We start from the raw sequence: 22,898 nt of genomic DNA on the forward strand, positions 1-22,898 counted from the left end.
CCCTTCGGCCATACCTGAACCGCAGGATTGGGAACACTCAACCACATGTCCAAACTGCGGCAACAAACTGACCTGGGATTTTAGCGACCCCATAGCAACAGTTATCCATACCGGATATACGGAGGAAGAGATTAGCTAAAATCGGCTCTAGTACACCCAATTCAATTAGAGACGAAACATGGCCACGAAGAACCGGACGATTTTCTACTACTCACCAAAATGGTGGGATAAGGATGACCAACCTATCGATATCCCAAGTACATTTTGGAACGATATTTGGGATGAGATTAATGCTTTAGATGGGTCGAGCTTTTCATTTAAGCACTATGGGAGGGACTATATTGTCCAGGCAGCAAGTATAAAATCTCCTTCCGTAAAGTTCCTGTATATTGGAAAGGTTCGTTCTAAAGACGATTGGCCTGACCATCGAGACCAGGGCAGCGACCAAATTGAGAGGCTCGCTCAAACTGGTATCGGTGGTCATCTCATCGAAGGTGCCTACCTGACCGCATCAGGGCACGAAAACGTAGTAGCAATATCGAGAACTCAGAATGGAGCTACAGTCTCCGCCATTAGCGCAGCAATTTCTCACCATTTCAATACTCTTCAAAGCGGAAATCGCTTCGAATTAACCCCGTTTGTCCGTAGGGACCAACTCAGACGTCTGCAAGAAGCTGATGGTGCAACTAGACTTCAGCTCACGCTCGACAATGATGTAGACCTTGCAGAACTTGATGGGGATGACAGTGTGAGTAAAGCTTTGGCGAAAGCTAAAGAAATCGACACCGGAAATCAGATGACGGTAGGTATCACTCTAAGCTTTGGCAATTATACGGTCTCCCCCTCAATACAGGATGATATTAAGACTGCGCTTGTCAACCTGTTTGGTAAGGAAACGGATATTCAGAAATTCAAAAAAGCTGAGGCCACCTTGACCAATTGGGACAAGGATGGAAAGCTGCGCAAAGATTCGATTGACTTCATCTCCGATCGAATCACGATTAAAGAATCGTTCCAGAACGAAGAAAATGAGCAACCAGGGCCCGAGCATATTCTTCAGGGAATGCTTGAAGCAAACAGTAAATTTCGCGAAAAACTTCGTAAACTTTAGAAGTTATCCCATAGAAGGCAGAGAGGCATACAATGAAGTGGGGAAAGACACGGAAGGAGATACTTCGTTCTTATCCACGTCTAATTGATGCAACGCTGCTAACACTCACTATGTTACATGCGCTGCTTGCTCTGACGGGTCAAATACCTGATATCTGGCATGCGTTGTCAGACTCTGCGACCCCAGATCGAACTGAGTCCCTCTATACCGGCGCGCTTGGGGCTGCAGCTACAGTATCGGGTTTTTCTGGTGTAGTAGTAATATTTGCTCTGACTGCCAACGGCAAACGCTTTCAAAATCTCCGAGTACTTGGAGGGAAAGCATTAAAGTCCAATTGGATAAGTTCCACATCATCTGGATTTTTCGCAGTCCTTGCTTTCACACTTGCTAATCTTCTTAGCCTTCTCAATTGTCCGAGTATTGCCCCATACATATTTCAAGCAGGATTCCTGTTACTCGCGCACTCTTCAATTCGTTTAGTTTGGCTACTTGGAGAACTCACCGAAATTGTCATTGCTGCAGATCGCGATGCTATTAAACAAGCTCGGCAAGTTTCCTCTACCCGCGAATTGCATGGCTGACCGGATAAAATAAAGAGCTCTATTATTGAGAAATCGAAGTTTCTCAGTCTAGCTGGAGCATTAAACATGCTGCGCCGCCTGGCCCCGCACAACCTCGTGCAGGGGCCATTTTTAATACCCAAAACCACCCAACCACTGAGGAGAAACCACCCATGAAAAACTGCGAACTCAAAATCGCCACCGCCACCACCCGCACCTCCTCCCACTGAACCAACCAACACACCACCCTCCAAGACCTACAGACAATCATCGGCTTCTACAAAGGAGAAGGCAATGACAGATGAAATGATGACCGCGACCGTTTACAGCCGCCCACACTGTGTGCGGTGCACCACCACGATCCGCGCACTCACACGCTGCGGGGTCGTCGTGCAGGTCTGACAGCTCGACGACTACCCCGTGAAGATTGTGGAGATGGAAATGAAGGGCTGGCAAGAGCTGCCACTAGTGGAGGTCCACGACGCACGTGGTGAGCTGGTGGGCATGTGGTGCGGGTTTAGCCAGGTACACATCGACCGACTCAAGGAGGGGCAATGACCAAGCTCAGGGCTTTAGCCCGTGAGAGTATCTGGTGCCGGGTTCAAAGCATGGGCTTTAAGGAGTGCGATGCTGGTCGCTGAAAATCGGCCAGTCTGGGCAGAAATGGTCGACCTGCATCGCACGCTTCTAACACCTCGACCGGAACGGAAACTGACTGGTAGTTCATCAGTGAAACCGGGAACAATCTTTGTGGACATCCGTCGCGACCTGGGAAGACGTGAGTGGTGGTCGACGGGAACAGGCCCAAAACGAAAAATAGTTCCCGAGCCCGGGAACTATTTCAGTGGTAGAACGAGAGCGCAAGGGGTGGCGCACCAAAATCTAGGATTTTCGCGACGCACCTTTGCATTTGCTCAGGTCGTCAGGGGTCGTAATGGATTGTGGTGCACAGCGAATGCCCAGGAACGTGCAGGACCTTCTCTAGTGGTCCGCAACCGCCTCAGTAGCACCAGACTCAGCAGCGCGACCTCGCTCCAAGAACAGGAGCAGGAGCCCAACCACGATCCAGATGAGCAATACCCACCAGCTCTGGGTTGCTCCGAGGCCATCGAAGTAGGAAAGGGAGCGCACGAGGTGTCCGGTGGCGCCGATTGGCATCCACTGGCCGAGCGTCGACCAGCCGACGGGGAGGAGCCACGGCCCGGTGGCCAGGCCGGAGAGCGGGTTGGCGACGAAGATGGTCAGGATCGCGCCGAGGCCCACGCCGGGCAGCCCGATGACTGCGCCCAAACCGGCGGTGAGCAGCGACGTCGCGAGGATGCCGCAGCCGATGCCGAACCACTCCATCCCGAAGCTGCCGGTGAGGGTCCCGTAGACGGAGTGCAGCATCCACGTCGCGACCAGCGACCCGAGCGCAGCAATCCCCACGAGAACGGCGAGTTTTGTCCACTTCTTTCCGCGGAATCCGAGTGTCGCGATGACGGCGGAGACAATTCCGCCGAACGCCAGCGGCAGTCCGAGCAGCGCAAGGCCGGTCGCTTGCGGGTCGTCCGGGGAGGTCGGCGCGAGGTCTTCGCGAGTCACGTCCATGCCCTGAGCTTCGAGTTGTCCCGCCATGCCCTCGATCATCTGCGCATACGGTGCGCCGTTGCCGGAGGCGGTGTATGCCGTCGCACCCTGCGGGGTGACCACGAGCCCACCCACCGCTTCACGCTGTGCGATCGCATCGCGCACTTCCTCGTCGGAATCGCGTACGAGGAGGGTGGGGCCGTCCTCGCTTAGTGTTGCTTCCATCTTTTCGACGAGCGGTCCCGGCGCCGCAACCGCCAGCGGCACATTGCGCGGGCCTGATGCGAAGGTTGGTGCGAGGAATGCGAAGAGCATGAGCCCAATGATGATCGGGATTCCAATGACGGCGCCGACCGCCTTGACTGTTGAGTTGTTCGTTGCGTTCACGGGAACCTCCTATATGGAACGCAGTGTTTCACTTACACAAACCGAACATAGTGTTCCATTTGTTAAGCTGTCAAGCATGAGACAAGACGCACGCGACAACCGCGAGGCCATCGTCACCGCAGCCCGCTCACTTCTTATCGACGTCGGCCCCGGCGTTTCCATGCGCGCCATCGCGAAGGAAGCCGAGGTTGGAGTGGCGACAGCCACGCGACATTTCCCGGAGCGCATCGACCTCCTGGATGCCATTGGCGAACACGCGGTGGAGGACATCAACCACGTCATCGATCGCCACCTCGACGAATTTGCCGACGTCCCCCGCAACGCCTGGCGCCAAGCCACCCACGAAATCGGGGACCTCAAACACGCGGCGCTTGCGCAGGCGATCTTCGCCGATTCCATGAGTGACCCCGCGACTATCAAGCGGCGCGAACCCGTGATCGAGAAGCGGATTAGGGAGATCCGTGCCTGCTACAACCGCCTCCTCGACCCTGCCAAAGCTGCCCACCTATGCCCCGAAGATCTAGACCCCATTGAGTTCCACATCGGCCTTGGTGTGGTGACCCGTCCACTGCCAGCCGGGGTGCCGGTCAATAACGTGGCAAAAAACCTGGTTCCGAACCTCATCGATTTATTGCTGGACGGTCTCGAGCAGCGCGCGCAGGGGTAGGAGGGTGAGCTGCCTAAAGGTCCGAAAGAAGTTCCGGTCGAGGTATTCAAGGAGTGCGATGCTGGTCGCTGAAAATCGGCCAGGCTGGGCAGAAATGGTCGACCTGCATCGCACGCTTCTAACACCTCGACCGGAGCAGAATCGGCATGGTAGCCCAGGAAAGTTCCCCGAAGGCGAACGCCCAGAAACCCCTACAGCTCCGCCTCGATGGCGGTGAAGACGGCCTGCATGCTGGCCTGCGGCGTGCCGGGGACGACGTCGGCGAGGACGACGCCGACTCCTTGCGGGGCCTGGAAGGTGACGGCTTCGGCGTCGAGGGGCATGAGGGCGCCGATGATGGCAAGTTCGGCATCAGCGATGCCAGCAGAACCAGAAGAACCGGCCGGGATGTCGATGTCGGTGACGTCCCATTCGCCGACGCGCAGGCGGAGGGAGCCGGTTTCGATGTTGTCGGGGTCGGGGAAGACGGCGACTTCGCGCAGCTCGGCGCGCAGGGCTTTGGCGGCGAGGGCGATGTAGTCGAGGAGGTGGACGAAGGCGTTGTCGGTTTGGGGGACGCTGTGGACGACGGAGTCGATGAGCGGGGCGTTGTGGGGTCCGCGCAGGCCGAGCAGCGTGGTCATCGGGGCTTCGCGGAAGGCGTCGAGGTCGTCGAGGATGGCGTCTTCGATGTCGGCGGGTTCGGCGGCGGCGTCGAGGTGGATGTTGGCGTCACCGAGCAGCGTGAGGCAGCGGGCGAGATGTTTGACGTCGCGTTGGGTCAGCTGGTGGGGCATTAGCGTTCTTCTTCCTTTTCGTATGATTTGGCCCAGGGGTTGCGCCGTTGGGTGCCGTAGCGGGACCGCGCCTGAGCGGGAGCAGCGGGAGCAGCGGGGGCGGAGGCGGGAGCAACAGGCTCGGCGGGTTCGGAGGGGGCGTCGAGAAGCTCGGCTTGTTCTTCTTTGAAGCGGCGGCGTTCGCGGGTTTCGGCCCAGATGAAGTAGATGAGGCCGGCGGGCGCCATGATGCCGAAGGCGATCCACTGCAGTCCGTAGGAGAGGTGGTTGCCGGTCTCGAGCATGGGCAGGGGGATGGCGGTGAGGTCGCCGGGGGAGTCGCTCAGGAGTTGGACGTAGGGGCTGGCCAGGGTGGTGTCGGTGAGTTCGCCGACTTGGCCTGGGCTGATGGAGTAGACCATGGTGTAGCCCTGGTCGTTGAGGGGTGCGGAGGGGTGTACGCCTTCGTCGACGCGCATCATGCCGGAGATGGTTTGTTCGCCGGTGGGTGGGGCGTCGATGTCGGGGACTTGGGTGGAGCCGATGGCGGGGACCCATCCGCGGTTGACGAGCACGCTTTGTCCGTTGTCCAGGTGGAATGGGGTGAGAACTTGGAAGGAGGGGGTGCGGTCGATGGGGCGCAGGCGCAGCAGCACATCGCTGTCTTGGGCGTAGGTGCCGGTTGCGGTGATGCGGGTCCACTCGGCGTCGGGAGCAAGGGCTCCCTGCTTGTCGACGACCTCTCCGATCGGCACCGGGTCATGCTCGAAGGCGGTCTTGATGTGGTCGTTGCGCTCGACGAGTGCCTCGTTTTTATGGAGCTGCCAGGGCGCCAGCAGGGTGAACGCGAAGTAGGAGAACAGCACGATCAGGATGGCGACGATGACCCACCCGGGGGTCAGAAACGTTTTCCACCATGGTTGTGCACCTGTTTCAGGTTGCATTGTTGCTCCCGCTTTCACAGATCCCTTGTTTACTCCGGCTAGTCTAGCTGCGCTTTGACCCAGCTGATAATACCTGGGGCGGCGGCTTCGATTTGTTCGCGTGTGGTTTGGAATCCGTCGGCACCGCCGTAGTAGGGGTCTTCGACGCCGGCGCCTTCGGGGGCGACTGGGTCGAAGGAGCGCAGCAGGCGGATGCGGGACTCGGGGACGCCGCGGGCGATGAGTTCGGAGACGTGGTTGGTGTCGAGGGCGACGATGAGGTCGGCGTCGATTTGGTTGGCGCCGAACTGTTGGGCGCGGTGGCGGGTGCCGTCGTAGCCGTGGTTGGCGAGTTCGGCGACGGCGCGCGGGTCGGCGGGGCCGCCGACGTGCCAGCCGCCGATGCCGGAGGAGGTGACGCGGACGTGGTCGGCGAGGCCGGCGTCGGCAAGTTTGGCGGCGATGATCACTTCCGCCATGGGCGAGCGGCAGATGTTGCCGGTGCACACGAAATCAATATGCATAGAGGATCTCCTTGAGCTCGGTTGCGGTTTGTGCGGTGTGGGTGGCCTGTGCCCACTCCTCGGCGTCGCCGTAACCCCAGGTCACGGCGACGGACGGGATGTCGAAGTGGGCGGCACCCGTGAAGTCGTGGGTGCGGTCGCCGACCATGATGGGGCGCTTTGGTGCGAAGGTGTCGTGGACGTACTCCAGCACCGCGATCTTGGTGCTGCGGCCGTGCTCGTGGTCGGCGGCGCCGAGGAAGTCCAGGTGCGGCCAAATGCCCGCGCGCTGCAGCGCAAGGGTAGCGAAGGTTTCGCTTTTGGACGTCGCCGTGCCCACCCGGAGCCCATCCCGGTCAAGCTGGGCGATCAGTTCGGCCATGCCGTCGAAGACGGTGAACTGCTGCCACCCGTCGGTGCTCATGAAGTCGGAGTAGACCTGCATCGCGGCGTCGACTTGCGCGGGTGTGCACCCGGCCTTCTCGTAGGACTCGCGCATGGGCGGCCCCGGGATCTTCGCGATGAACGCTTCGTCAGGCGGGGCGATGTCGATGGCGGCGAGCCCCCGCAGGAAGCCTTCGCGGATTCCTGGGAAGGAGTCGAGGATGGTGCCGTCGACGTCAAAGAGCACGGTCGGGCGGTTTGTTTGGAGTGTCACGCCCACCAGCATTCCAGGTTTGTAGGCTAGTTGCCATGACGACGAAGACTGTAGGAGACATTGTCGCGGCACTCGAGGCCGCCTACCCGCCCGAACTCGCCGAAAGCTGGGACCAGGTCGGCTTGATTTGCGGCGACCCGGACGAGCCTGTGCGCAAGGTGGCGTTTGCCCTGGACTGCACGATGAGCGTGGTGGAGCGCGCGCTGGAGGAAGGCGCGGACATGCTGGTCGTCCACCACCCGCTGCTGCTGCGCGGGGTGCACTCGGTTGCGGCGAACACGCCGAAGGGCAAGGTCGTGCATACGCTGATCCGCGGCGGCTGCGCGTTGTTCGCGGCGCATACGAACGCGGACTCGGCGCGCCCGGGGGTCAATGACAAGTTGGCGGAGCTGGTCGGGATTCGGCCCGGCAGGCCGATTCGCCCGGTGGGGGATGTGGACGTCGATACGCCGGGGGCGCTCGAGCGAGCCACCGGCCTTGGGCGAGTGGGCACCCTGCCTGAGCCGATGACCCTGCGCGAGTTCACCCAGCGCGTGGCCGACGCCCTGCCAGAGACCGTGTGGGGCGTGCGCGCCGCAGGCGACCCGGAGCAGATGGTGCGCACCGTCGCCGTCTCCTCCGGCTCGGGCGACAGCTTCCTCGACGACGCCAGGGCGCTCGGTGTCGATGTTTATGTCACCTCGGACCTGCGCCACCACCCAGTCGACGAGCACCTGCGCGCAGGCGGGCCCGCCGTGATCGATACTGCGCACTGGGCGAGTGAATTTCCGTGGACGCAGCAGGCAGAGGGTATCGTGAACCCGCTAGGCGTGGAAACGTGCATCATCCCGGTGCGCACGGACCCGTGGACCGTTTCCGCCCACCCGAATCAAGCCAAGTAAAGGAGCAGTGCTTCCCCGTGAAACTTGCCGTAGAACTCCAGCAGGTACTACTGAATCTTGCCAAGGCTGACCGCCAGGCCGCCCACCCCGAGGCCACGAGCGAGGAGGAAAAGGAGCTGCAGCGCCTCACCGCGGAGCTCGAGCGCATGCGCGGTGCGGCGTCTGCGGCGCAGCTCGCCGTCGACGACATGGAGCTGGAGATCCTGCGCATCCAGGAAGACGAGCGCAAGCTCAAGCGCCGCGACCTGGACAACAAGCGCATGCTCGGCGCGGAGACAGACGAGGAGCGCCGCAAGGACCTGCAACACGATCGTTACACCACGAAGTCGCGCATCGCGGATTTGCAGTATGAGCTGAAGGAGGCCCACAACGAGATCGCGGCGCTGCGCAACAACCGCGACAACCATGGGGCTCGCCTGGACGGGCTCGAGCGTAAGGTCGAGGCCGCGCAGCGCGCTGTGGACGCTCTCCCGGCACGCGAGCGCGTGGACACCGAAGCACTGCGCAGCCAGCTGCCCGCGGACGTCCTCGAGGCCTACGACGAAATCGGCGCCGCCGCGTTCAACGGCCGCACCTGCAACGGCTGCTTCATCGCCCTGCCCGCCACCGAGCGCAACCAGGTCAACGCCACCCCGGCCGACGAGGTCCCAATGTGCCCGAACTGCGGCACACTGCTGGTACGCACCCAGGTACAGGAGTAGGCGCATGAAGGTAGCCATGTTTTGCGACGGCGGCTCCCGCGGCAACCCCGGCGTGGCCGGAAGCGGCGCCGTCGTCTACGGCCCGGACGGGGAGACGCTGGCGGAAGTCGTCTACGCGGTGGGCAAGAAGTCCACGAACAACGTCGCGGAGTACCACGGACTCATCGAGGGGCTGAAGGCCGCCATCGACGCCGGCGCCGACGAAGTCGCGGTGTCCATGGACTCCAAACTCGTGGTCGAGCAGATGAACGGGCGCTGGAAGATCAAGCACCCCGACATGCAGCAGCTGGCGCTGGAGGCGAAGCAGCTCGCGCGCACGTGCACCAAGGTGACGTACACGTGGGTGCCGCGCGCCAAGAACAAGAAGGCCGACGAGCTGTCCAACGTAGCCATGGACGCCGCCGCGAAGGGCAAACAGGGTCTCGTTGCACACGAGGCGCCCGCGCAAGCACCGAAGCAGGTCGCCTCGGCAGCACCAAAAGAGGCACAGCCCCACGAGACGGCCAGCCCCGGCCACTGGTCCGGCACCGACGCCCCGCGCACCCGCTTCGTGCTGCTGCGCCACGGCCAAACCGAACACTCCGCCCGCCGCGTCTACAGTGGGCAGGCCAACCCGCCGCTCACCGAAATCGGGCAGGCGCAGGCGCGCCGGGCCGCAGCCGCGCTCGCCGAGATGGGGCACATCGACGTGATCGTTGCCTCACCGCAGGCGCGTGCCCAGCAAACCGCGCAGGCCTGCGCGGACGCGCTCGGGATTGCGCACGAGGACATCGTCACCGAGGAGGGCTTCCGCGAGGTGGACTTCGGTGACTTTGAGGCGCTCAACAGGCAGGACGCGCAGCAGCGCTACCCCGAGGAGTTCGAGGCGTGGCAGGCCTCCGCCGCCACCGCGCCGCCGAACGGGGAGTCGCTGGCATCGCTGCACCGCCGCGTCACGCGTGCCCGGCTGCGCGTCCAGGAACGCTACGAAGGCAAAACCATCCTCTTGGTGGCGCACACCACGCCGATCAAGTCGGTGATCCGCCAGGGGCTGAACGTGAGCGCTGAAGTGTTCAAGCACCTGTTTCTGGACTTGGCGTCGATTTCTGTGGTGGAGTTCTACGGGGAGATGGGCGTGGTGCGCTGCGTCAACGACGTCGCCCACCACCGAAAATAAAGCGCACCGGCCGCTGTGTTGTAGAGTGGCACAGTGCGAATGAGCCGGCCGGGCGACCGCGTCGCCCCGAACCGCCACACGCGTTGTGGCTGGCGGGGACCGAGGAAAGTCCGGACTCCACAGGGCACGGTGGTTGCTAACAGCAACCCGGAGCGATCCGCGGGCAAGTGCAACAGAAAGTACACCGCCAACCCAGGCAACTGGGTGGGTAAGGGTGAAAGGGTGCGGTAAGAGCGCACCGGCATGCACAGTGATGTGCGTGGCCAGGTAAACCCCACCGGGAGCAAGGCAAGAACCGCAGCCGCAAGGCTGGGGTCGTCGGACGTGATGAGGCTGCCCGCCCAGTCCGAAGGTAGCTGCTTGATGCGCCCAGCGATGGGACGCACAGATGGATGGTTGCCGCCCGCGCCTACGGGCACGGGTACAGAATCCGGCTTATAGGCTGGCTCATTCGCCTTACACTTCGATCCTGCCAACCTCACCCGTCGTGATCGGGATGACCAGCAGGTTCTCCTTCATTCGGGAGGCAAAGTTTTCGGCTTTCGACGTCGGCACCAGCGCCAGCACCGACTGGGAGACCCCAGGTGCGGCTGGTCTTGCGACGCTCGCTCCGCACTCGCACGCGAGCTGGCTCAGCAGCGCCGGGGTTGCCAGGGCCTCATCGGCGGCGTCACCCGCGTGGGGGCTTAGCGCGTCGACCAGCGCATCGATCTGCTGCGAGCGCAACGCCTGCGCCGCACCCAGTGCGCGTGCCGTTTCGTCCTCACAGCGCTGCAGCACTGCGCGTGCGCGCCTCGGATCCGGTGCGGAACTATCGCCAACGGTGTGGCGGGCCTCCACCCACTGGACCACGCGCGCGGTCGCGTCAGGTAGTTGGCGCAGCGAGGTCACGCCGAAGTTTGCTGCTGCCGTCTCGATGAACTCCTGGCGTCGCCGCATCGACTCCGCGAACGCGTCCGGCTGCGGTGCCTGCTCCTTGGCCACCACGAACATTCGCAGGCCAAGGCGCTCCGGGTGGGTGATCTGCGTGACCGAGCCGTCTGCCTGTTCCACAAGGTTCAGCGTGGTGCCGTGGCCGCGAAGCGCCGCGGTGTAGCGCGCCTTCAGTGGGCTGGACGTGGCGTACGCGGTGGCGGACTGTGCGCAGACCTCCGCAAGCTTCGTGCGCAGGGGAGGGGCGTCGATATCGTCGTGGGCGCCGGCGCATGCCAACGTGATGGCGGCTTCTGCCGCGGCAATCTCGCCGAGGCCAACTCCGTGCGGGACGTGGGAGACCACCGAGATGTCCATTCCCGTGGTCTCGCGGGAAAGCACCTGGCGGTGGATCAGCGTATGGATCAGCCCGGTAATCCGGTGCGCGAGCTGCGCTTCCTCGGTGCCCGCGGTAGGGGCGTTGAGCGCCGCCAGCGTGCTGGTCGCGGCGAGAATCTGGCCGTCGGCACGCGTGAACTGGAGCGAAATGACATCGTCCGACCTGCGGCTCACCGCGGCACACACCCGCTGTGGGCCAAGCCCGATGATGCTCGCCCCGCCATAATTATCGACGCCATCACCAGCCACCACCACCGTTGCCGGCGCGGAAGCGACGTGGTCGGGGGCGCAGCCAGCATGGTGGGCATGTGCAGCACGCATCTCCTGTTGGACATTCATAGGGCACAACCATACCCGTGGCGCTAAGGTGGGCGCCATGAGCGGAAACTTCTATTACAACCCGACCACCGGCGAGATCACCGAGGGCAAAGTGCAGTCCTGGGAAAACCGCATGGGCCCCTACAAGACGCGCGAGGAAGCCGAGGATGCGCTGCGCATCGCGGCCGCGCGTAACCAGCAGGCGGACGCGGAGGACGCCGCCGAGGACAACTGGGGTACCCCACCTTCCTGGGAGAAGTAGCCCCTACTGCACGTACAGGGCTTACAGGGCTTTCTGTGCCGCCTTCTTTACTTCGCGGATCGCGCCGAAGTAGCCGCGCAGTGCCTTTTCACCGTCGCGGAGTTCGCGTTGGAAGCACATGCCGTAGGCGAACACGTCCTCGTCGCGCTGGCGCGCCAGCTTCGCAAGCACCAGCAGCTCCTCGCGCGAGGTCGCGCAGTCCTGGAAATCACCCAGCATCGATTGCAGGCGCTTGCAGGCCTTGATAAGGCGCTTGAACTTCGGGTCGCCGGTGGCTGCCGCTGCGTAGCGCAGCCGCTTGGCTGCCTTGCGCACGTCGTGCACGTAGGCCTCGCGCTTCGCGCGCGGCAGTGACGTGTCGTGGTAGCGGTCGTCGACCTTGGCGTGGCGCTTCATCAGCTTCTTATATGCCTTGCGCACGTGGCGGGCCAGGGCTTCGTCGTTGTCCTTGATGCCCTCGCGCACCTGGGGAGGGTTCGCGATGAGTTCATCGATGGCGTCGAGAAGGTTGAGGTAGGCGTCGCTGTTGCACATGTTGACGATGTTGCGGTGCGCGAGCTTGTACACGCTGTGCATATCCTCGCGCAGGTGGGCTGCGGCAGCATCATCCATGCAGCCGGAGTCGTCAGTGTCGAGCAGCTGCAACCACCGGGCGTGCACCACCTCAGCGTCTCGCGCCACCCCGAGCACGCCCGCGACGTGCTTGAGTTCCTTCTCGATCTTCGAAAACGCATCGCCCTGCACGAGCCCGTCGAAGGTGCGCAGGATGGAGCGCAGCTCCCGGATTGCCACTCGCTGCTGGTGCACCGAGTCCCACTGGTCGGCGCGTACGGCGCGGTCGCCGTGGACGATGGTGTCACGAAGCGTGCGTACGGAAGTTAACAGCGAATGCAGCGGGGAATCCGCAGGCAGGTGTGCCTCGGTGAGGTGCGGAGGCAGCGGAGCTTTCGCCAACGAGTCCCCGAGCGCGGACGTCAGCTTCGACGGCGAGGAGGACGGGCGAGCGCCGGAGGAGAGCAGGTAACGCTCCGCCTGGCGCAGCAGGGACGCACCTGCGTTGGTGCCCGCGACCTGCTCCGTGAGTTCGAGTTCCCACTCGCGCCAAGTGGTGTGCGAACCCCCTGGTAGCAGGGAGCGGGCGGAGACGTGGTCGTCGCAAAACTCGGCGACGGGCTGGCCTTCCTCGTCGGCGAGGATGGTTTCCACGCGGTGGTTGTCCACCTGGGCAATGGGCTGCAGCGGGTGGCGGCGCACGATGGCGCGGACGGCGTCGACAAGCTCCTGCGGGACCGTGTGCGGGTCCTGCAGTGGGCAGCGTAGCTCGGTGCGGCCTTGACCTGCTGGAATCTTCATGTGCCAGCCGTCGTCCGGGCCTCCCGTGCGGCGGCGCAGCGTGATCTTCTCGCGCGTCAGGCGCAGGTCAGCCGTGTCGTAGTAGATTGCGGAGAGCTGCTGGTGGCTCGTGCTCGCGAGCGCGGACACCCCCGGCAGCTGCCGCATGTCGGGGACGGCGGTGGAGTCGTCGACAGCTAACTTGATCTCAATTTCTACGTACTCATGTGGTGCAGCCACGGCGAAGCCCTACTTTCAACACGAAGCATGTGCGGTCACCGCAAAGTCTAACGCGTTCGCCCACTTTCGCGGCGGCATGAGCGCAGGCGCAGTAGGGTACAACACTATGGACACGCAACAGGAAAACGTACTTCGCATGGTTGAACAGCGCGACATCGCGTTCATCCGCCTGTGGTTCACTGACATTTTCGGATCCCTGAAAACCGTCATGATGAGCCCCGCCGAACTTGAGGCCGCCTTCGACGAGGGCGTGGGCTTCGACGGCTCCTCCATTGAGGGCTTCTCCCGCATCTCCGAGTCCGACACCTTGTTGCGCCCGGACCCCTCTACCTTCCAGCCGCTGCCGTTCGACGAAGGCACCGGCCTGCAGACCGCCCGCATGTTCTGCGACATCACCATGCCGGACGGCGACCCGCTCTACGCGGACCCGCGCCAGGTACTGCGCCGCCAGATGACGCACGCGCGCGAGCTCGGCTTCGAGTTCAACGCCAGCCCCGAGATCGAGTACTACGTGCTCAAGCAGAACATGCCTGGGGAGGACCCGGTGCCGGCGGACAAGGGCGGCTACTTCGACCAGGCGAAGCGCAACGAGGCGCCGAAGTTGCGCCGCCAGGCGATCGCCGCGTTGGAGTACATGGGCATTGTCACTGAGTTTTCCCACCACGAGGCCAGCGCCGGCCAGCAGGAGATCGACCTGCGGCACACCGACGCGCTGACCATGGCCGATAACGTGGTCACCTTCCGCTACATTGTGAAGACTGTCGCGGAAGCCAACGGCGTGCACGCAACGTTCATGCCGAAGCCGTTCGCGGACATGGATGGTTCCGCGATGCACACCCACTTCTCGCTGTGGGAGGGGGAGACCAACGCCTTCCACGACCCGGACGATGAGATTTCGCTGTCCAAGACGGGCCGCCAGTTCATCGCGGGCATCATCGAGCACGCCAACGAGATCTCCGCGGTGACGAACCAGTGGGTCAACTCGTATAAGCGCCTCCAGTTCGGCTCGGAGGCGCCGACCGCGGCGACGTGGGGCGTGTCCAATCGCTCCGCGATGGTGCGCGTGCCCACCTACCGCCTGCACAAGGCGGACTCGCGCCGCATCGAGGTCCGCTCGTTGGACTCCGCCTGCAACCCGTATCTTGCGTACGCGGCGGTGCTGGCAGCGGGCCTGCGCGGCATCGAGGGGGAGTATGAGCTCGACGAGCCAAGCCGCGACGACGTATTCGCGCTGACTCGCCGGGAGCGCCGCGCGATGGGGTACCGCGACCTGCCGAACTCACTCGACCAGGCGCTGCGCCACCTGGAGCGCTCCGAGTTCATGGCAGAAGTGCTCGGGGAGCAGGTCTTCGAGTTCTTCCTGCGTTCGAAGTGGGACGAGTACCACGCCTACACCTCCCAGATCACCCCGTGGGAGATCGAAAGCGGCATCGACCTTTAAGGAAACACCATGTCTGCAGATGCACCCTTGCCGAACCCTGCGAAGCTCGGGCTGACCAGCCCCCGCGCCGCCGAGGACTTAGCCACGCTCGGCATCACGGATGCGAAGGTGCTCGCAGCGCTTGCCGACGCCGGCGATCCAGACCTGGCGCTCAACACGCTCTACCGTCTCTTCAGCGCGCTTGACGACGCCCCATCCTGGCAGGACGTGCAGTCCCACCTGGCGGCCGACGGCCAGTTCCGCACCCGGCTGTTCGCGCTGCTCGGCGGCTCCACGGCGCTGTCCGACCACCTGGTGGCGCACCCGCAGCGCTGGTGCAGCCTGCTCGAGCCGCTCCCAGGCAGCGAGGAGCTCTTCCGCACGTTGCTCGCGGCCGTCGACGCCGCGCCGGCGGGCCTCGAGGGCGACACAGCAAGCGAGGACCTGACCACCCCCGGCACCTACCGCGCGGGGCAGGAGTGGTCGCGCCACGCCAGCGCCACCGCACCGCTTCGCGAGCACTACCTCACCCTCATGATGCGCATCGCCGCCTCGGACCTCGCAGGTGAGGTGGGCTACCGCGAGGTGACCGAGTACGTCACCACGCTTGCCGACGCCGCCCTGACCGCAGCGCTGGCCGTCGCCATCCGCGAAACCTACGGCGACGACGACCCCGACTCCTGCCTCGCGATCATGGCGATGGGCAAGTGCGGCGCCCGCGAGCTGAACTACATCTCTGACGTCGACGTCATCTTCGTCGCCGAACCAGCCACTGCCCCGGCCACCAAGACCGCCAGCACCGTGATGCAGCTGGGCACCGCGTGCTTCTTCGAAGTCGACGCCAACCTTCGCCCCGAGGGCAAGTCCGGCGCGCTCGTGCGCACCGTTGACAGCCACCTGACGTATTACAAGCGCTGGGCGCAGACCTGGGAGTTCCAGGCACTGCTCAAGGCCCGTCCGATGACAGGCAACGCCGAGATGGGGCAGCGCTACATCGCGGCGTTGCGCCCATTGGTCTGGGAGGCGTCGCAACGCACAAGCTTCGTCGAGGACGTCCAGGCGATGCGCAGGCGCGTGCTCGAGCACGTGCCGAAAGACCTGCGCGAGCGCGAACTCAAGCTGGGCAGCGGCGGGCTTCGCGACGTCGAATTCGCCGTCCAGCTGCTCCAACTAGTCCACGGGCGCATCGACCCGAGCATCCGGGTGAAGAACACCGTCGACGCGCTCCAGGTGCTTACCGACGGCGGCTACATCGGACGCGAGGACGGCGCCAAGCTGATCGACGCCTACGAGTTCCTCCGCCTGCTCGAGCACCGACTGCAGCTCACCCGCTTCAAGCGCACCCACCAGCTGCCCAAACCGGACGACGCGAAGGCGCTGCGGTGGCTCGCGCGCACCTCGGGCTTCCGCACCGGCCCGCGCGCGACCGCCACTGAGGCGCTGCGCGCCCGCCTCAAGCAGGTCCGCTTCACCGTGGCCAACCTGCACGAGCGCATCTTCTACCGCCCGCTGCTCAGCGCTGTGGTGAACCTGAGCTACGGCGAGGCCACCTTGAGCGCCGACGCCGTCAAGGCCCAGCTGGCCGCACTCGGCTACCGCCACCCGGCCCGCGCCCACGACCACCTCACCGCGCTGGTGAAGGGCACCTCGCGCCGGGCGAAGTTGCAGGCGATCCTGCTGCCGTCGCTGATGCACTGGCTGGGTGGCACCGCGGACCCGGACGCGGGCTTGTTGAACTACCGCAAGCTTTCGGAGGCCGCGGAGGACAAGAGCTGGTTTTTGCGCATGCTGCGCGACGAGGGCGTGGTTAGCCAGCGTCTCATGCAGATTTTGGGCACCAGCCCGTACGCCTCCGAGCTGATCATCGCGGCTCCTGAGGTGGTCAAACTCTTCGGCGACGGCTCCTCGGGGCCGCGCCTCCTCGAGGCTGCACCCGACCAAGTGGAGAAGGCGATCGTCGCAGCCGCCGGGCGCTACGAGGACCCGGACCGCGCGGTGTCGGTGGCGCGTTCGCTGCGTCGGGCGGAGCTCGCGCGCATCGCCGCTGCCGACCTGCTCGGGTTCATGGAGGTGCGACAGGTCTGCGAGGAGCTCACCTACGTGTGGGACGCCGTCTTGCGCGCCGCGCTCGCCGCCGAGATGCGCGCCCAGCACCAGGACCCAGAGCGCCCAGCGCCGGCGCGAATAGCGGTGATCGGCATGGGCAGGCTCGGCGGGGCAGAGCTCGGCTATGGCTCGGACGCAGACGTGATGGTGGTTGCCACAGCCAACGAGGGCTACGACGACCACGAGGCAACCGTGTGGGCCGCCAAGGTCATTGAGGCGATGCGCGCGCGCCTGGCCAAGCCGAGCGCCGACCCGCCGCTCGAGGTCGACCTGGGGCTGCGCCCCGAGGGGCGCTCTGGCGCGGTGGTGCGCACGGTGGAGTCCTACGAGCGTTACTACACCGAGTGGGGCGAGGCGTGGGAGCGCCAGGCGCTGCTGCGCGCCGTCACCATCGCCGGTGACCGGGACCTCGGCGCGGACTTCCTCCGCGTTATCGACCCAGTGCGCTACCCGCCGGAAGGTGCCAGCCAGCGGGACATCAGGGAGGTCCGCCGCATCAAAGCGCGCGTGGATAACGAGCGCCTGCCGCGAGGGGCGGACCGCGCCACCCATACCAAGCTGGGCCGCGGGGCGCTCGCCGACGTCGAGTGGACTGTGCAGCTGCTCACCATGATGCACGCGCACACCCATCCTGCGCTGCACACCACCTCCACACTGGAGGCGCTCGACTACCTCGCCGACCCGGAAGACGACCTACCGCGGGTGATCGAACCGCAGCAGGCCTGCCAACTGCGCGAGGCATGGCTGATGGCCACCAGGGCCCGCAACGCCATCGTTTTGGTCACCGGCAAGCGCACCGACCAGCTGCCCGCGCCGGGCACGCAGCTCGGCCCCGTCGCAGGCTCCGCGGGCTACAGCCCGGAGCACCAGCAGCAGTTCCTGGAGGACTACCGGCGCACCACCCGCCGCGCATACCGCGTGGTCGAGGAGGTGTTCTGGGGCGAGGCCCCGTCGCTTGAGTTCGAATAACTTATGCTGGTGCCCATGGCTGTACAGATCTCAATTGACCTTCATAATGCAACGTTCGCGGACCTCGTCGCGCTTGTCGACGCCGCCCGCGTCGCCGGCGTCACCTCCGACACTGCACTCGAGCTGGAAGATTCCACGCTGAGCATCGCCGTTGAACCAGATAGCGTGGATGCCCACCAGCAGCGCGTGCCCGAGCGCGCCCACGAGGAACACCCGACGACCTCTTCTCCGGGCGCCACGGCGCTGCCGCAGCTTGGCGACGCCGCCATCCGCTCCGTCGTGGACATCCTGACCGGGCGTCAGGAACCGCCGCGGCGCTAGCGGGGTGTTCTTAGTTCGCAGCCCGCGGTGGCGCCTGCTCGACGATCTTGAGTCGGCGCATCTGCGGCTGCGCCTTCGCCCGTGCCACGAGCAGGCCCACCATCAGCAGGATTGCTAGCACGTAGACCGCGATCCAGGCGTACTGGAAGTCCTCCCACGTGTACTGCACCGAATCTGCCGAGTGGTCCAGCAAAATCCCCACCGCCTGGGCTGCCACCATGGAGGATGTGAAACCGCCCATATTGGCCAGGCCGGTGCCGGTCGCCACCATGGCGGGTGGCACGTGTTCGCGCACGTTATCGAAGCCGAAGTTGGACGCGGGCACCACCGTGCCCATCACGATCACCACCGCCAGGATCGCGCCGAAGCCGCGCGGAGTGGACGTCGAAAAGAACCACAAAAACATCAGCGGCGTCAGCGAGCACAGCACGATGACCGCCATGTCACGGCGCACGCCCAGGCGTGCAGAGACCGCACCGAGCACCGGCGATGCGACGATCATGCACACCGTCAGCACGATGAGCACCGTGCCGGCCTCCTGCTCGTTCAGGCCCATGCCGAGCGTCATCATCGGCACACCCCACAGCAGGGTGAAAGTGACCATCGGGAAGATGGAGAACCCGTGGATGAAGAAGGCCTCCCAGCACACCGGCGAGCGCACCACCGTCGAGAGCGTGGTGCGAAGCGGCACCTTTGCACTTTTGGCCACAGCCTCCTCGCCAGGCTTCGTGGGAGCGTCCGCCACCGCGACCACCGCGGCGAGCGCCACGAACACCCCGACCGCACCGAGCGAGACGAACGCGACCTGCCAGCCCTTCGCGTGCAGCAGCGCCAAGAACGGCACCGCGGACAGGAACTGACCCATCTGCCCAATCGCAGTAGACAGCTGCGTAAACAGCGGCGTCTTACGGGGCGGGAACCAGCTCGGCAGGATGCGCATCACTGCCAGAAACGCCGTGGCGTCGCCCGCGCCGATGAGTACGCGCGCCGCAAGCGCGACAGGGTAGGAGGACGTAAACCCGAGCAGGATCTGGCCCACCGCCATCACGAGCGCGCCGACGATCAGCATGAAGCGCGGACCCTGCCTATCGATGAGCACCCCGGTCGGGATCTGCGCCAACGAGTACACGCCAACCTGTACTGCGGTGAACACGGCGATGCGAGAGGCGTCGATACCAAAGCGGTCGATCGCCTCAACTCCCGCGACGCCGAAGGACGTGCGGCCCAAGATGGCGACCACGTACACCGCGACCGCGCCGAACCACACAAACAGGGCGCGCCGGGTGACGCGCTGCTGTGGATCGTTGGTCTGGGAGACAGGGGAGTTGGAATGGGGCATGCGGTACAAGGTACTCCCCCGGCTAGGCAATCCGGCATGCGGGTCCGGTGCGTCACGTAGACTGTGCAACCGTGGATTACATTTCAACGCGCGATACCGCAGGCACAACCTACAAGTTCACCGACATCCTGCTCACGGGCTTAAGCCCGGATGGCGGCTTGTTCCTTCCCGTGGAGTACCCGCAGCTGAGCCCCGAGCAGCTCGACAGCTGGCGCACGCTGCTCGCCGAGCGCGGGTACGCGGCACTCGCCGCCGAAGTGCTCAAGCTCTTTATCGACGACATCCCGCACGCCGACATCGAAGCGATCACCGCCCGCGCCTACCGCACCCCCGTATTTAACGACGCCGCCATCGTCCCCGTAACCAAACTCGAGGACGACCTGTGGCTGGCACACCTCTCCGAGGGGCCAACCGCGGCGTTTAAGGATATGGCGATGCAGCTGCTCGGCGAGCTCTTCGAATACGAGCTGGGCCGTCGCGGCCGCCACCTGAACATCCTGGGCGCTACCAGCGGCGATACCGGTTCCTCTGCCGAGTACGCGATGCGCGGCCGCGACAACATCCGCGTGTTTATGCTCACCCCAGCTGGCAGGATGACGCCATTCCAGCAGGCCCAGATGTTTGGCCTGGACGATCCGAACATCTTCAACATCGCCCTCGACGGCGTCTTCGACGACTGCCAGGATGTGGTCAAGGCCGTCAACGGCGACGCCGACTTTAAGGCGAAGTACGCCATCGGCGCCGTCAACTCCATTAACTGGGCGCGCCTGTTGGCCCAGACGGTCTACTACATCTCTACCTACCTGCGCGTGACCGAGAACAACTCGCAGAAGGTGAGCTTCTCGGTGCCGACAGGCAACTTCGGCGACGTGTGCGCGGGCTACATCACCAAGCGGATGGGCCTGCCAGTTGACCGCCTGATCGTGGCTACCAACGAGAACGACGTCCTCGACGAGTTCTTCCGCACCGGCCAGTACCGCCCGCGCAGCGCGGCCGAGACTCAGGCGACGTCCTCGCCGTCCATGGATATCTCGAAGGCGTCGAACTTTGAGCGCATGATGTTCGACGCCGTCGGGCGTGACGCCGCGCTGACCAGCGAGCTCTTCGGCACCAAGGTGAACGACGGCGGCTTCGACGCCGAGGACTTCGGCGGCGCAGACGTCCTCGACCGCATCCGCGACGCGTTCGGCTTCTGCTCCTCCTCGTCCACCCACGCTGACCGCGTGGCGACCATCCGCGAGGTCCACGAGCGCTCCAGCGTGCTGATTGACCCGCACACCGCCGACGGTGTCCACGCCGCTCGTGCTGTCAGCGGTGACGTCAACACTCCTGTCGTCGTGCTGGAGACCGCGCTGCCGGTGAAGTTCGCCGAGACCATCGTCGAGGCCACCGGCACCCAGCCGGAGGTGCCTGAGCGCTTCCGTGGCATCATGGACCAACCACGGCACGTCACCGAATTGCCGAATGACGCCGACGCCGTGAAGGCCTTTATCCAAGACTCCATCGAAGGGAAGTAGCACATGGCACAGGAACAGTTCGCAGGCCCGGAGTACTTCACCGAGTTCGACCCCGAGAAGTTCATCCGAGACATGAAGATTCAGAAGGAAGAAGCTGCCAAGGGCGACCCCGCCTTCGCTGACGATGAAGCGGGCGATGAGCAGTAGCGGCGACCTCGCCAAGAAATACCAGCCCGAAAACGGGCAACAGTGGACGTTCCCGGAGCCGGTCGCCCCAGTAGGGCAGCCGGCGCCTCGTCGCGGGCTAGGTGGTGCCGCGTGGTTTACCGTCATCGTCACCGCGCTGTGCTTGGTCGGGATGGTGGTGTGGCTGGGCCTGCACACCTCTGAAATAGACACGCGCACCGCCGAGGAGCGCCAAGCCCAGGAAGCCGTCCAGCGACCCGGGGAGCAACCGCCTGCCGCGGCAACGGGCAACCGGATCCTGGTGCCCGAGTTCGCACCGTGGGCGCCGGGCTCCCTGATCCAGTCCACGGACCACTACCCGGAGCCGGGGGAGCGCTTCACCGCGCAGTCCTGCACCGTCGCGTTCACGTTCTCGGGTGCCGACGGCCGCTCCTACGCCGTCACCGCCGGGCACTGCGGGCGTGAAGGCAACCTGGTGTGGCCGAAGGGGGCCTCGGACACGAACGACTACTCGCAGGAAGTCGGTAGGTTTATCTACTCCGGGCTTTACACCCCTGATGTAGAGGACCCAGAGGCGGAGCGCATCGACGTCGGCATTATCGAGATCTACGACACGGACCGCGCCGTGCCGCTCGTCGGCGACCCGATCCCAACTGGCATCGGCGCCGACATTGGGCCCGTTGACCGTGTTTGCAAGACCGGCGGAACCACCGGCTACACCTGCGGCCACTTCGAGGCCGCGAGCCGCGTTCAGATCGTGACCGCCCACGACGACGAAGAACAACGTGAGTCCCGCGGCGACATCGCAGGCGTCTGCGCCTCCTCCGGCGACTCGGGTGGCCCCGTCTTCGCAGACGTGAATGGGCGCGCCACCATCATCGGCGTGGTCTCCGGGACGGAAGCCGACCGTTCAGGAGAGGATTGCTGGGAAGGCATGGAGGACCCGATCATGATGTCCTACTCCAACGTTGATCAAATTCTGAGCGTCATCGAGCGCGTCGTGCCGGACGCCCAGTGGGTCGAACAGCAGTGGTGAGCTACTGCGTATCGGGCGTCGGGTTCGTCTGCAAGTCGTGCTTGCCCTTGTCATCAATCTCGAGCGTGGTCACTTCGCCAGCTCCGTAAGCCTGGTAAATCACCTCGACGAAGCCGTCGGGGAGGCCAACGTCTTCCCACATTGCGATGAGGCTGTCGCGATCAGCCTCGTCGGCCACGTTCATCCACGTTACCTTGACTTTCTGTCCGAACGGGTAGTGCAGGAACCCGACGAAGTCGGCGTCGTAACCTACCGCGAGGCGAATGAGCTGCGCAATCGATTCTGGTGCGGGAGCGTCGTGGCAGTAGTCCCACAAACTCATGTTGAGGTTGCTGCCCGTGCGCAGCTCGACGCCGGGGATGCAGTTCTGCTGCAGCAGGCGTGAGAGGTGCCCCGCGAACGAGTCCACGTCTTGCACCGCGGTATCCGTGATGTCGCCGCGCAGCGCTGCGCCGCGATGCGCCTCGCGCACCTCTGCATCCGCGATCAGGTACGGCCGGATGCTCGCTTCTATCGACGCGATGTCGGCCTGCGGTGCCTCGGGCTGAAACACTAGTTCGCGCTGCAGCCGAGTCTCCTGCGGAGCGTTGTGCTGGTAGGCGTACAACGCGACTGCCAGCGAGGCCAGCACCACCACGAGCGCTCCGTACACCGCCACAAACAGTGCAGTTGGCACCCGGCGAAGCAAAGCGACAGACTGTGCGGAGTCATCAGTGGTGGTGTGCAACAT

22 protein-coding genes and 1 other RNA gene are annotated in these 22,898 nt (G+C 64.2%); 14 read left to right on the top strand and 9 right to left on the bottom strand.

Annotated features, from left to right (window positions below; all coding sequences use genetic code 11):
- Positions 1-178: 178 nt before the first annotated feature.
- Both KBX13_RS04525 and KBX13_RS04530 read left to right on the top strand, forming a co-directional pair.
- A complete protein-coding gene (locus KBX13_RS04525) occupies positions 179-1,111 on the top strand; it encodes a hypothetical protein (protein ID WP_070362152.1) in 933 nt (310 codons plus the stop codon).
- Between the two features lie 32 nt (positions 1,112-1,143).
- Positions 1,144-1,692 (top strand): hypothetical protein, encoded by a 549-nt coding sequence (locus KBX13_RS04530; protein ID WP_145945240.1) that lies wholly within the window; start codon positions 1,144-1,146, stop codon positions 1,690-1,692.
- A gap of 960 nt (positions 1,693-2,652) precedes the next feature.
- Here the strand turns inward: KBX13_RS04530 and KBX13_RS04535 are convergent.
- Positions 2,653-3,627: a hypothetical protein gene (locus tag KBX13_RS04535; protein ID WP_070362153.1), complete on the bottom strand. Its 975-nt coding sequence runs from the start codon at positions 3,625-3,627 to the stop codon at positions 2,653-2,655.
- A 76-nt stretch (positions 3,628-3,703) separates the two neighbouring features.
- Here KBX13_RS04535 and KBX13_RS04540 point away from each other — a divergent pair, with 76 nt between their 5' ends.
- Entirely contained in the window at positions 3,704-4,294 is a 591-nt protein-coding gene (locus KBX13_RS04540; RefSeq protein WP_256020932.1) for a TetR/AcrR family transcriptional regulator, read from the top strand.
- Positions 4,295-4,485: 191 nt separating this feature from the next.
- Here KBX13_RS04540 and KBX13_RS04545 read toward each other — a convergent pair whose 3' ends face one another.
- Genes KBX13_RS04545 through KBX13_RS04560 form a run of 4 tightly spaced genes read right to left on the bottom strand, consistent with a single transcriptional unit; the run spans position 4,486 to position 7,133 of the window.
- Positions 4,486-5,070, bottom strand: coding sequence for a hypothetical protein (locus tag KBX13_RS04545; protein ID WP_256005259.1), 585 nt, complete (start codon positions 5,068-5,070; stop codon positions 4,486-4,488).
- Positions 5,070-5,993, bottom strand: coding sequence for an SURF1 family protein (locus tag KBX13_RS04550; RefSeq protein WP_256020933.1), 924 nt, complete (start codon positions 5,991-5,993; stop codon positions 5,070-5,072). Before KBX13_RS04550 ends, KBX13_RS04545 begins: the two co-directional genes overlap by 1 nt.
- A gap of 38 nt (positions 5,994-6,031) precedes the next feature.
- A complete protein-coding gene (locus tag KBX13_RS04555; RefSeq protein WP_256020936.1) occupies positions 6,032-6,496 on the bottom strand; it encodes a low molecular weight protein-tyrosine-phosphatase in 465 nt (154 codons plus the stop codon).
- On the bottom strand, positions 6,486-7,133 hold the full coding sequence (locus KBX13_RS04560; protein WP_256020937.1) for an HAD hydrolase-like protein: 648 nt from the start codon (positions 7,131-7,133) through the stop codon (positions 6,486-6,488). The genes KBX13_RS04555 and KBX13_RS04560 overlap by 11 nt, the downstream gene beginning before the upstream one ends.
- Before the next feature lie 35 nt (positions 7,134-7,168).
- On the opposite strand from KBX13_RS04560, the gene KBX13_RS04565 reads away from it, so the two are divergent.
- The 4 genes from KBX13_RS04565 (at position 7,169) to rnpB (ending at position 10,325) form a co-directional block, all read left to right on the top strand.
- Positions 7,169-8,014 carry a Nif3-like dinuclear metal center hexameric protein gene (locus KBX13_RS04565; protein WP_071572405.1) on the top strand — a complete coding sequence of 282 codons (846 nt, stop codon included), beginning with the start codon at positions 7,169-7,171 and terminating at the stop codon, positions 8,012-8,014.
- A gap of 17 nt (positions 8,015-8,031) precedes the next feature.
- Positions 8,032-8,715: a zinc ribbon domain-containing protein gene (locus tag KBX13_RS04570; RefSeq protein WP_070975120.1), complete on the top strand. Its 684-nt coding sequence runs from the start codon at positions 8,032-8,034 to the stop codon at positions 8,713-8,715.
- 4 nt (positions 8,716-8,719) lie between these two features.
- Positions 8,720-9,871, top strand: coding sequence for a bifunctional RNase H/acid phosphatase (locus KBX13_RS04575; RefSeq protein WP_256020939.1), 1,152 nt, complete (start codon positions 8,720-8,722; stop codon positions 9,869-9,871).
- A gap of 40 nt (positions 9,872-9,911) precedes the next feature.
- An RNA gene (gene rnpB / locus KBX13_RS04580) (RNase P RNA component class A) lies at positions 9,912-10,325 on the top strand.
- A gap of 2 nt (positions 10,326-10,327) precedes the next feature.
- On the opposite strand, the gene KBX13_RS04585 is transcribed toward rnpB, so the two are convergent.
- Positions 10,328-11,521, bottom strand: coding sequence for a galactokinase (locus KBX13_RS04585; RefSeq protein WP_256020941.1), 1,194 nt, complete (start codon positions 11,519-11,521; stop codon positions 10,328-10,330).
- A gap of 37 nt (positions 11,522-11,558) precedes the next feature.
- Between KBX13_RS04585 and KBX13_RS04590 the strand changes: the two genes are divergently transcribed.
- The gene (locus tag KBX13_RS04590; protein WP_071568562.1) at positions 11,559-11,762 is read left to right on the top strand and encodes a hypothetical protein; all 204 of its coding nucleotides are present in this window, start codon (positions 11,559-11,561) and stop codon (positions 11,760-11,762) included.
- Positions 11,763-11,783: 21 nt separating this feature from the next.
- On the opposite strand, the gene KBX13_RS11510 is transcribed toward KBX13_RS04590, so the two are convergent.
- Positions 11,784-13,334, bottom strand: a complete 1,551-nt coding sequence (locus tag KBX13_RS11510) for a CYTH and CHAD domain-containing protein (RefSeq protein ID WP_070477928.1) — start codon at positions 13,332-13,334, stop codon at positions 11,784-11,786.
- Between the two features lie 106 nt (positions 13,335-13,440).
- Here KBX13_RS11510 and glnA point away from each other — a divergent pair, with 106 nt between their 5' ends.
- From glnA to KBX13_RS04610, 3 genes are read left to right on the top strand one after another with little or no spacing between them, the layout of a single operon-like run.
- Complete coding sequence (gene glnA, locus KBX13_RS04600; RefSeq protein WP_070363460.1) at positions 13,441-14,775, top strand: type I glutamate--ammonia ligase; 1,335 nt, start codon at positions 13,441-13,443, stop codon at positions 14,773-14,775.
- Between the two features lie 9 nt (positions 14,776-14,784).
- The gene (locus KBX13_RS04605) at positions 14,785-17,829 is read left to right on the top strand and encodes a bifunctional [glutamine synthetase] adenylyltransferase/[glutamine synthetase]-adenylyl-L-tyrosine phosphorylase (RefSeq protein WP_256020943.1); all 3,045 of its coding nucleotides are present in this window, start codon (positions 14,785-14,787) and stop codon (positions 17,827-17,829) included.
- A gap of 15 nt (positions 17,830-17,844) precedes the next feature.
- Positions 17,845-18,150: a hypothetical protein gene (locus KBX13_RS04610; RefSeq protein ID WP_256020944.1), complete on the top strand. Its 306-nt coding sequence runs from the start codon at positions 17,845-17,847 to the stop codon at positions 18,148-18,150.
- 10 nt (positions 18,151-18,160) lie between these two features.
- Here the strand turns inward: KBX13_RS04610 and KBX13_RS04615 are convergent, their stop codons facing one another.
- The gene (locus tag KBX13_RS04615) at positions 18,161-19,489 is read right to left on the bottom strand and encodes a nitrate/nitrite transporter (protein WP_256020946.1); all 1,329 of its coding nucleotides are present in this window, start codon (positions 19,487-19,489) and stop codon (positions 18,161-18,163) included.
- A gap of 71 nt (positions 19,490-19,560) precedes the next feature.
- Here KBX13_RS04615 and thrC point away from each other — a divergent pair, with 71 nt between their 5' ends.
- From thrC to KBX13_RS04630, 3 genes are read left to right on the top strand one after another with little or no spacing between them, the layout of a single operon-like run.
- On the top strand, positions 19,561-21,006 hold the full coding sequence (gene thrC / locus KBX13_RS04620) for a threonine synthase (RefSeq protein WP_256020947.1): 1,446 nt from the start codon (positions 19,561-19,563) through the stop codon (positions 21,004-21,006).
- Between the two features lie 3 nt (positions 21,007-21,009).
- Positions 21,010-21,153 carry a hypothetical protein gene (locus tag KBX13_RS04625; protein ID WP_168156175.1) on the top strand — a complete coding sequence of 48 codons (144 nt, stop codon included), beginning with the start codon at positions 21,010-21,012 and terminating at the stop codon, positions 21,151-21,153.
- Positions 21,143-22,168 carry a trypsin-like serine protease gene (locus KBX13_RS04630; protein WP_256020949.1) on the top strand — a complete coding sequence of 342 codons (1,026 nt, stop codon included), beginning with the start codon at positions 21,143-21,145 and terminating at the stop codon, positions 22,166-22,168. Before KBX13_RS04625 ends, KBX13_RS04630 begins: the two co-directional genes overlap by 11 nt.
- A 1-nt stretch (position 22,169) precedes the next feature.
- On the opposite strand, the gene KBX13_RS04635 is transcribed toward KBX13_RS04630, so the two are convergent.
- Complete coding sequence (locus KBX13_RS04635) at positions 22,170-22,898, bottom strand: hypothetical protein (protein ID WP_256020950.1); 729 nt, start codon at positions 22,896-22,898, stop codon at positions 22,170-22,172.

It is taken from the genome of Corynebacterium sp. CCUG 51687 (assembly GCF_024453995.1).
GTDB lineage: Bacteria > Actinomycetota > Actinomycetes > Mycobacteriales > Mycobacteriaceae > Corynebacterium > Corynebacterium pseudogenitalium.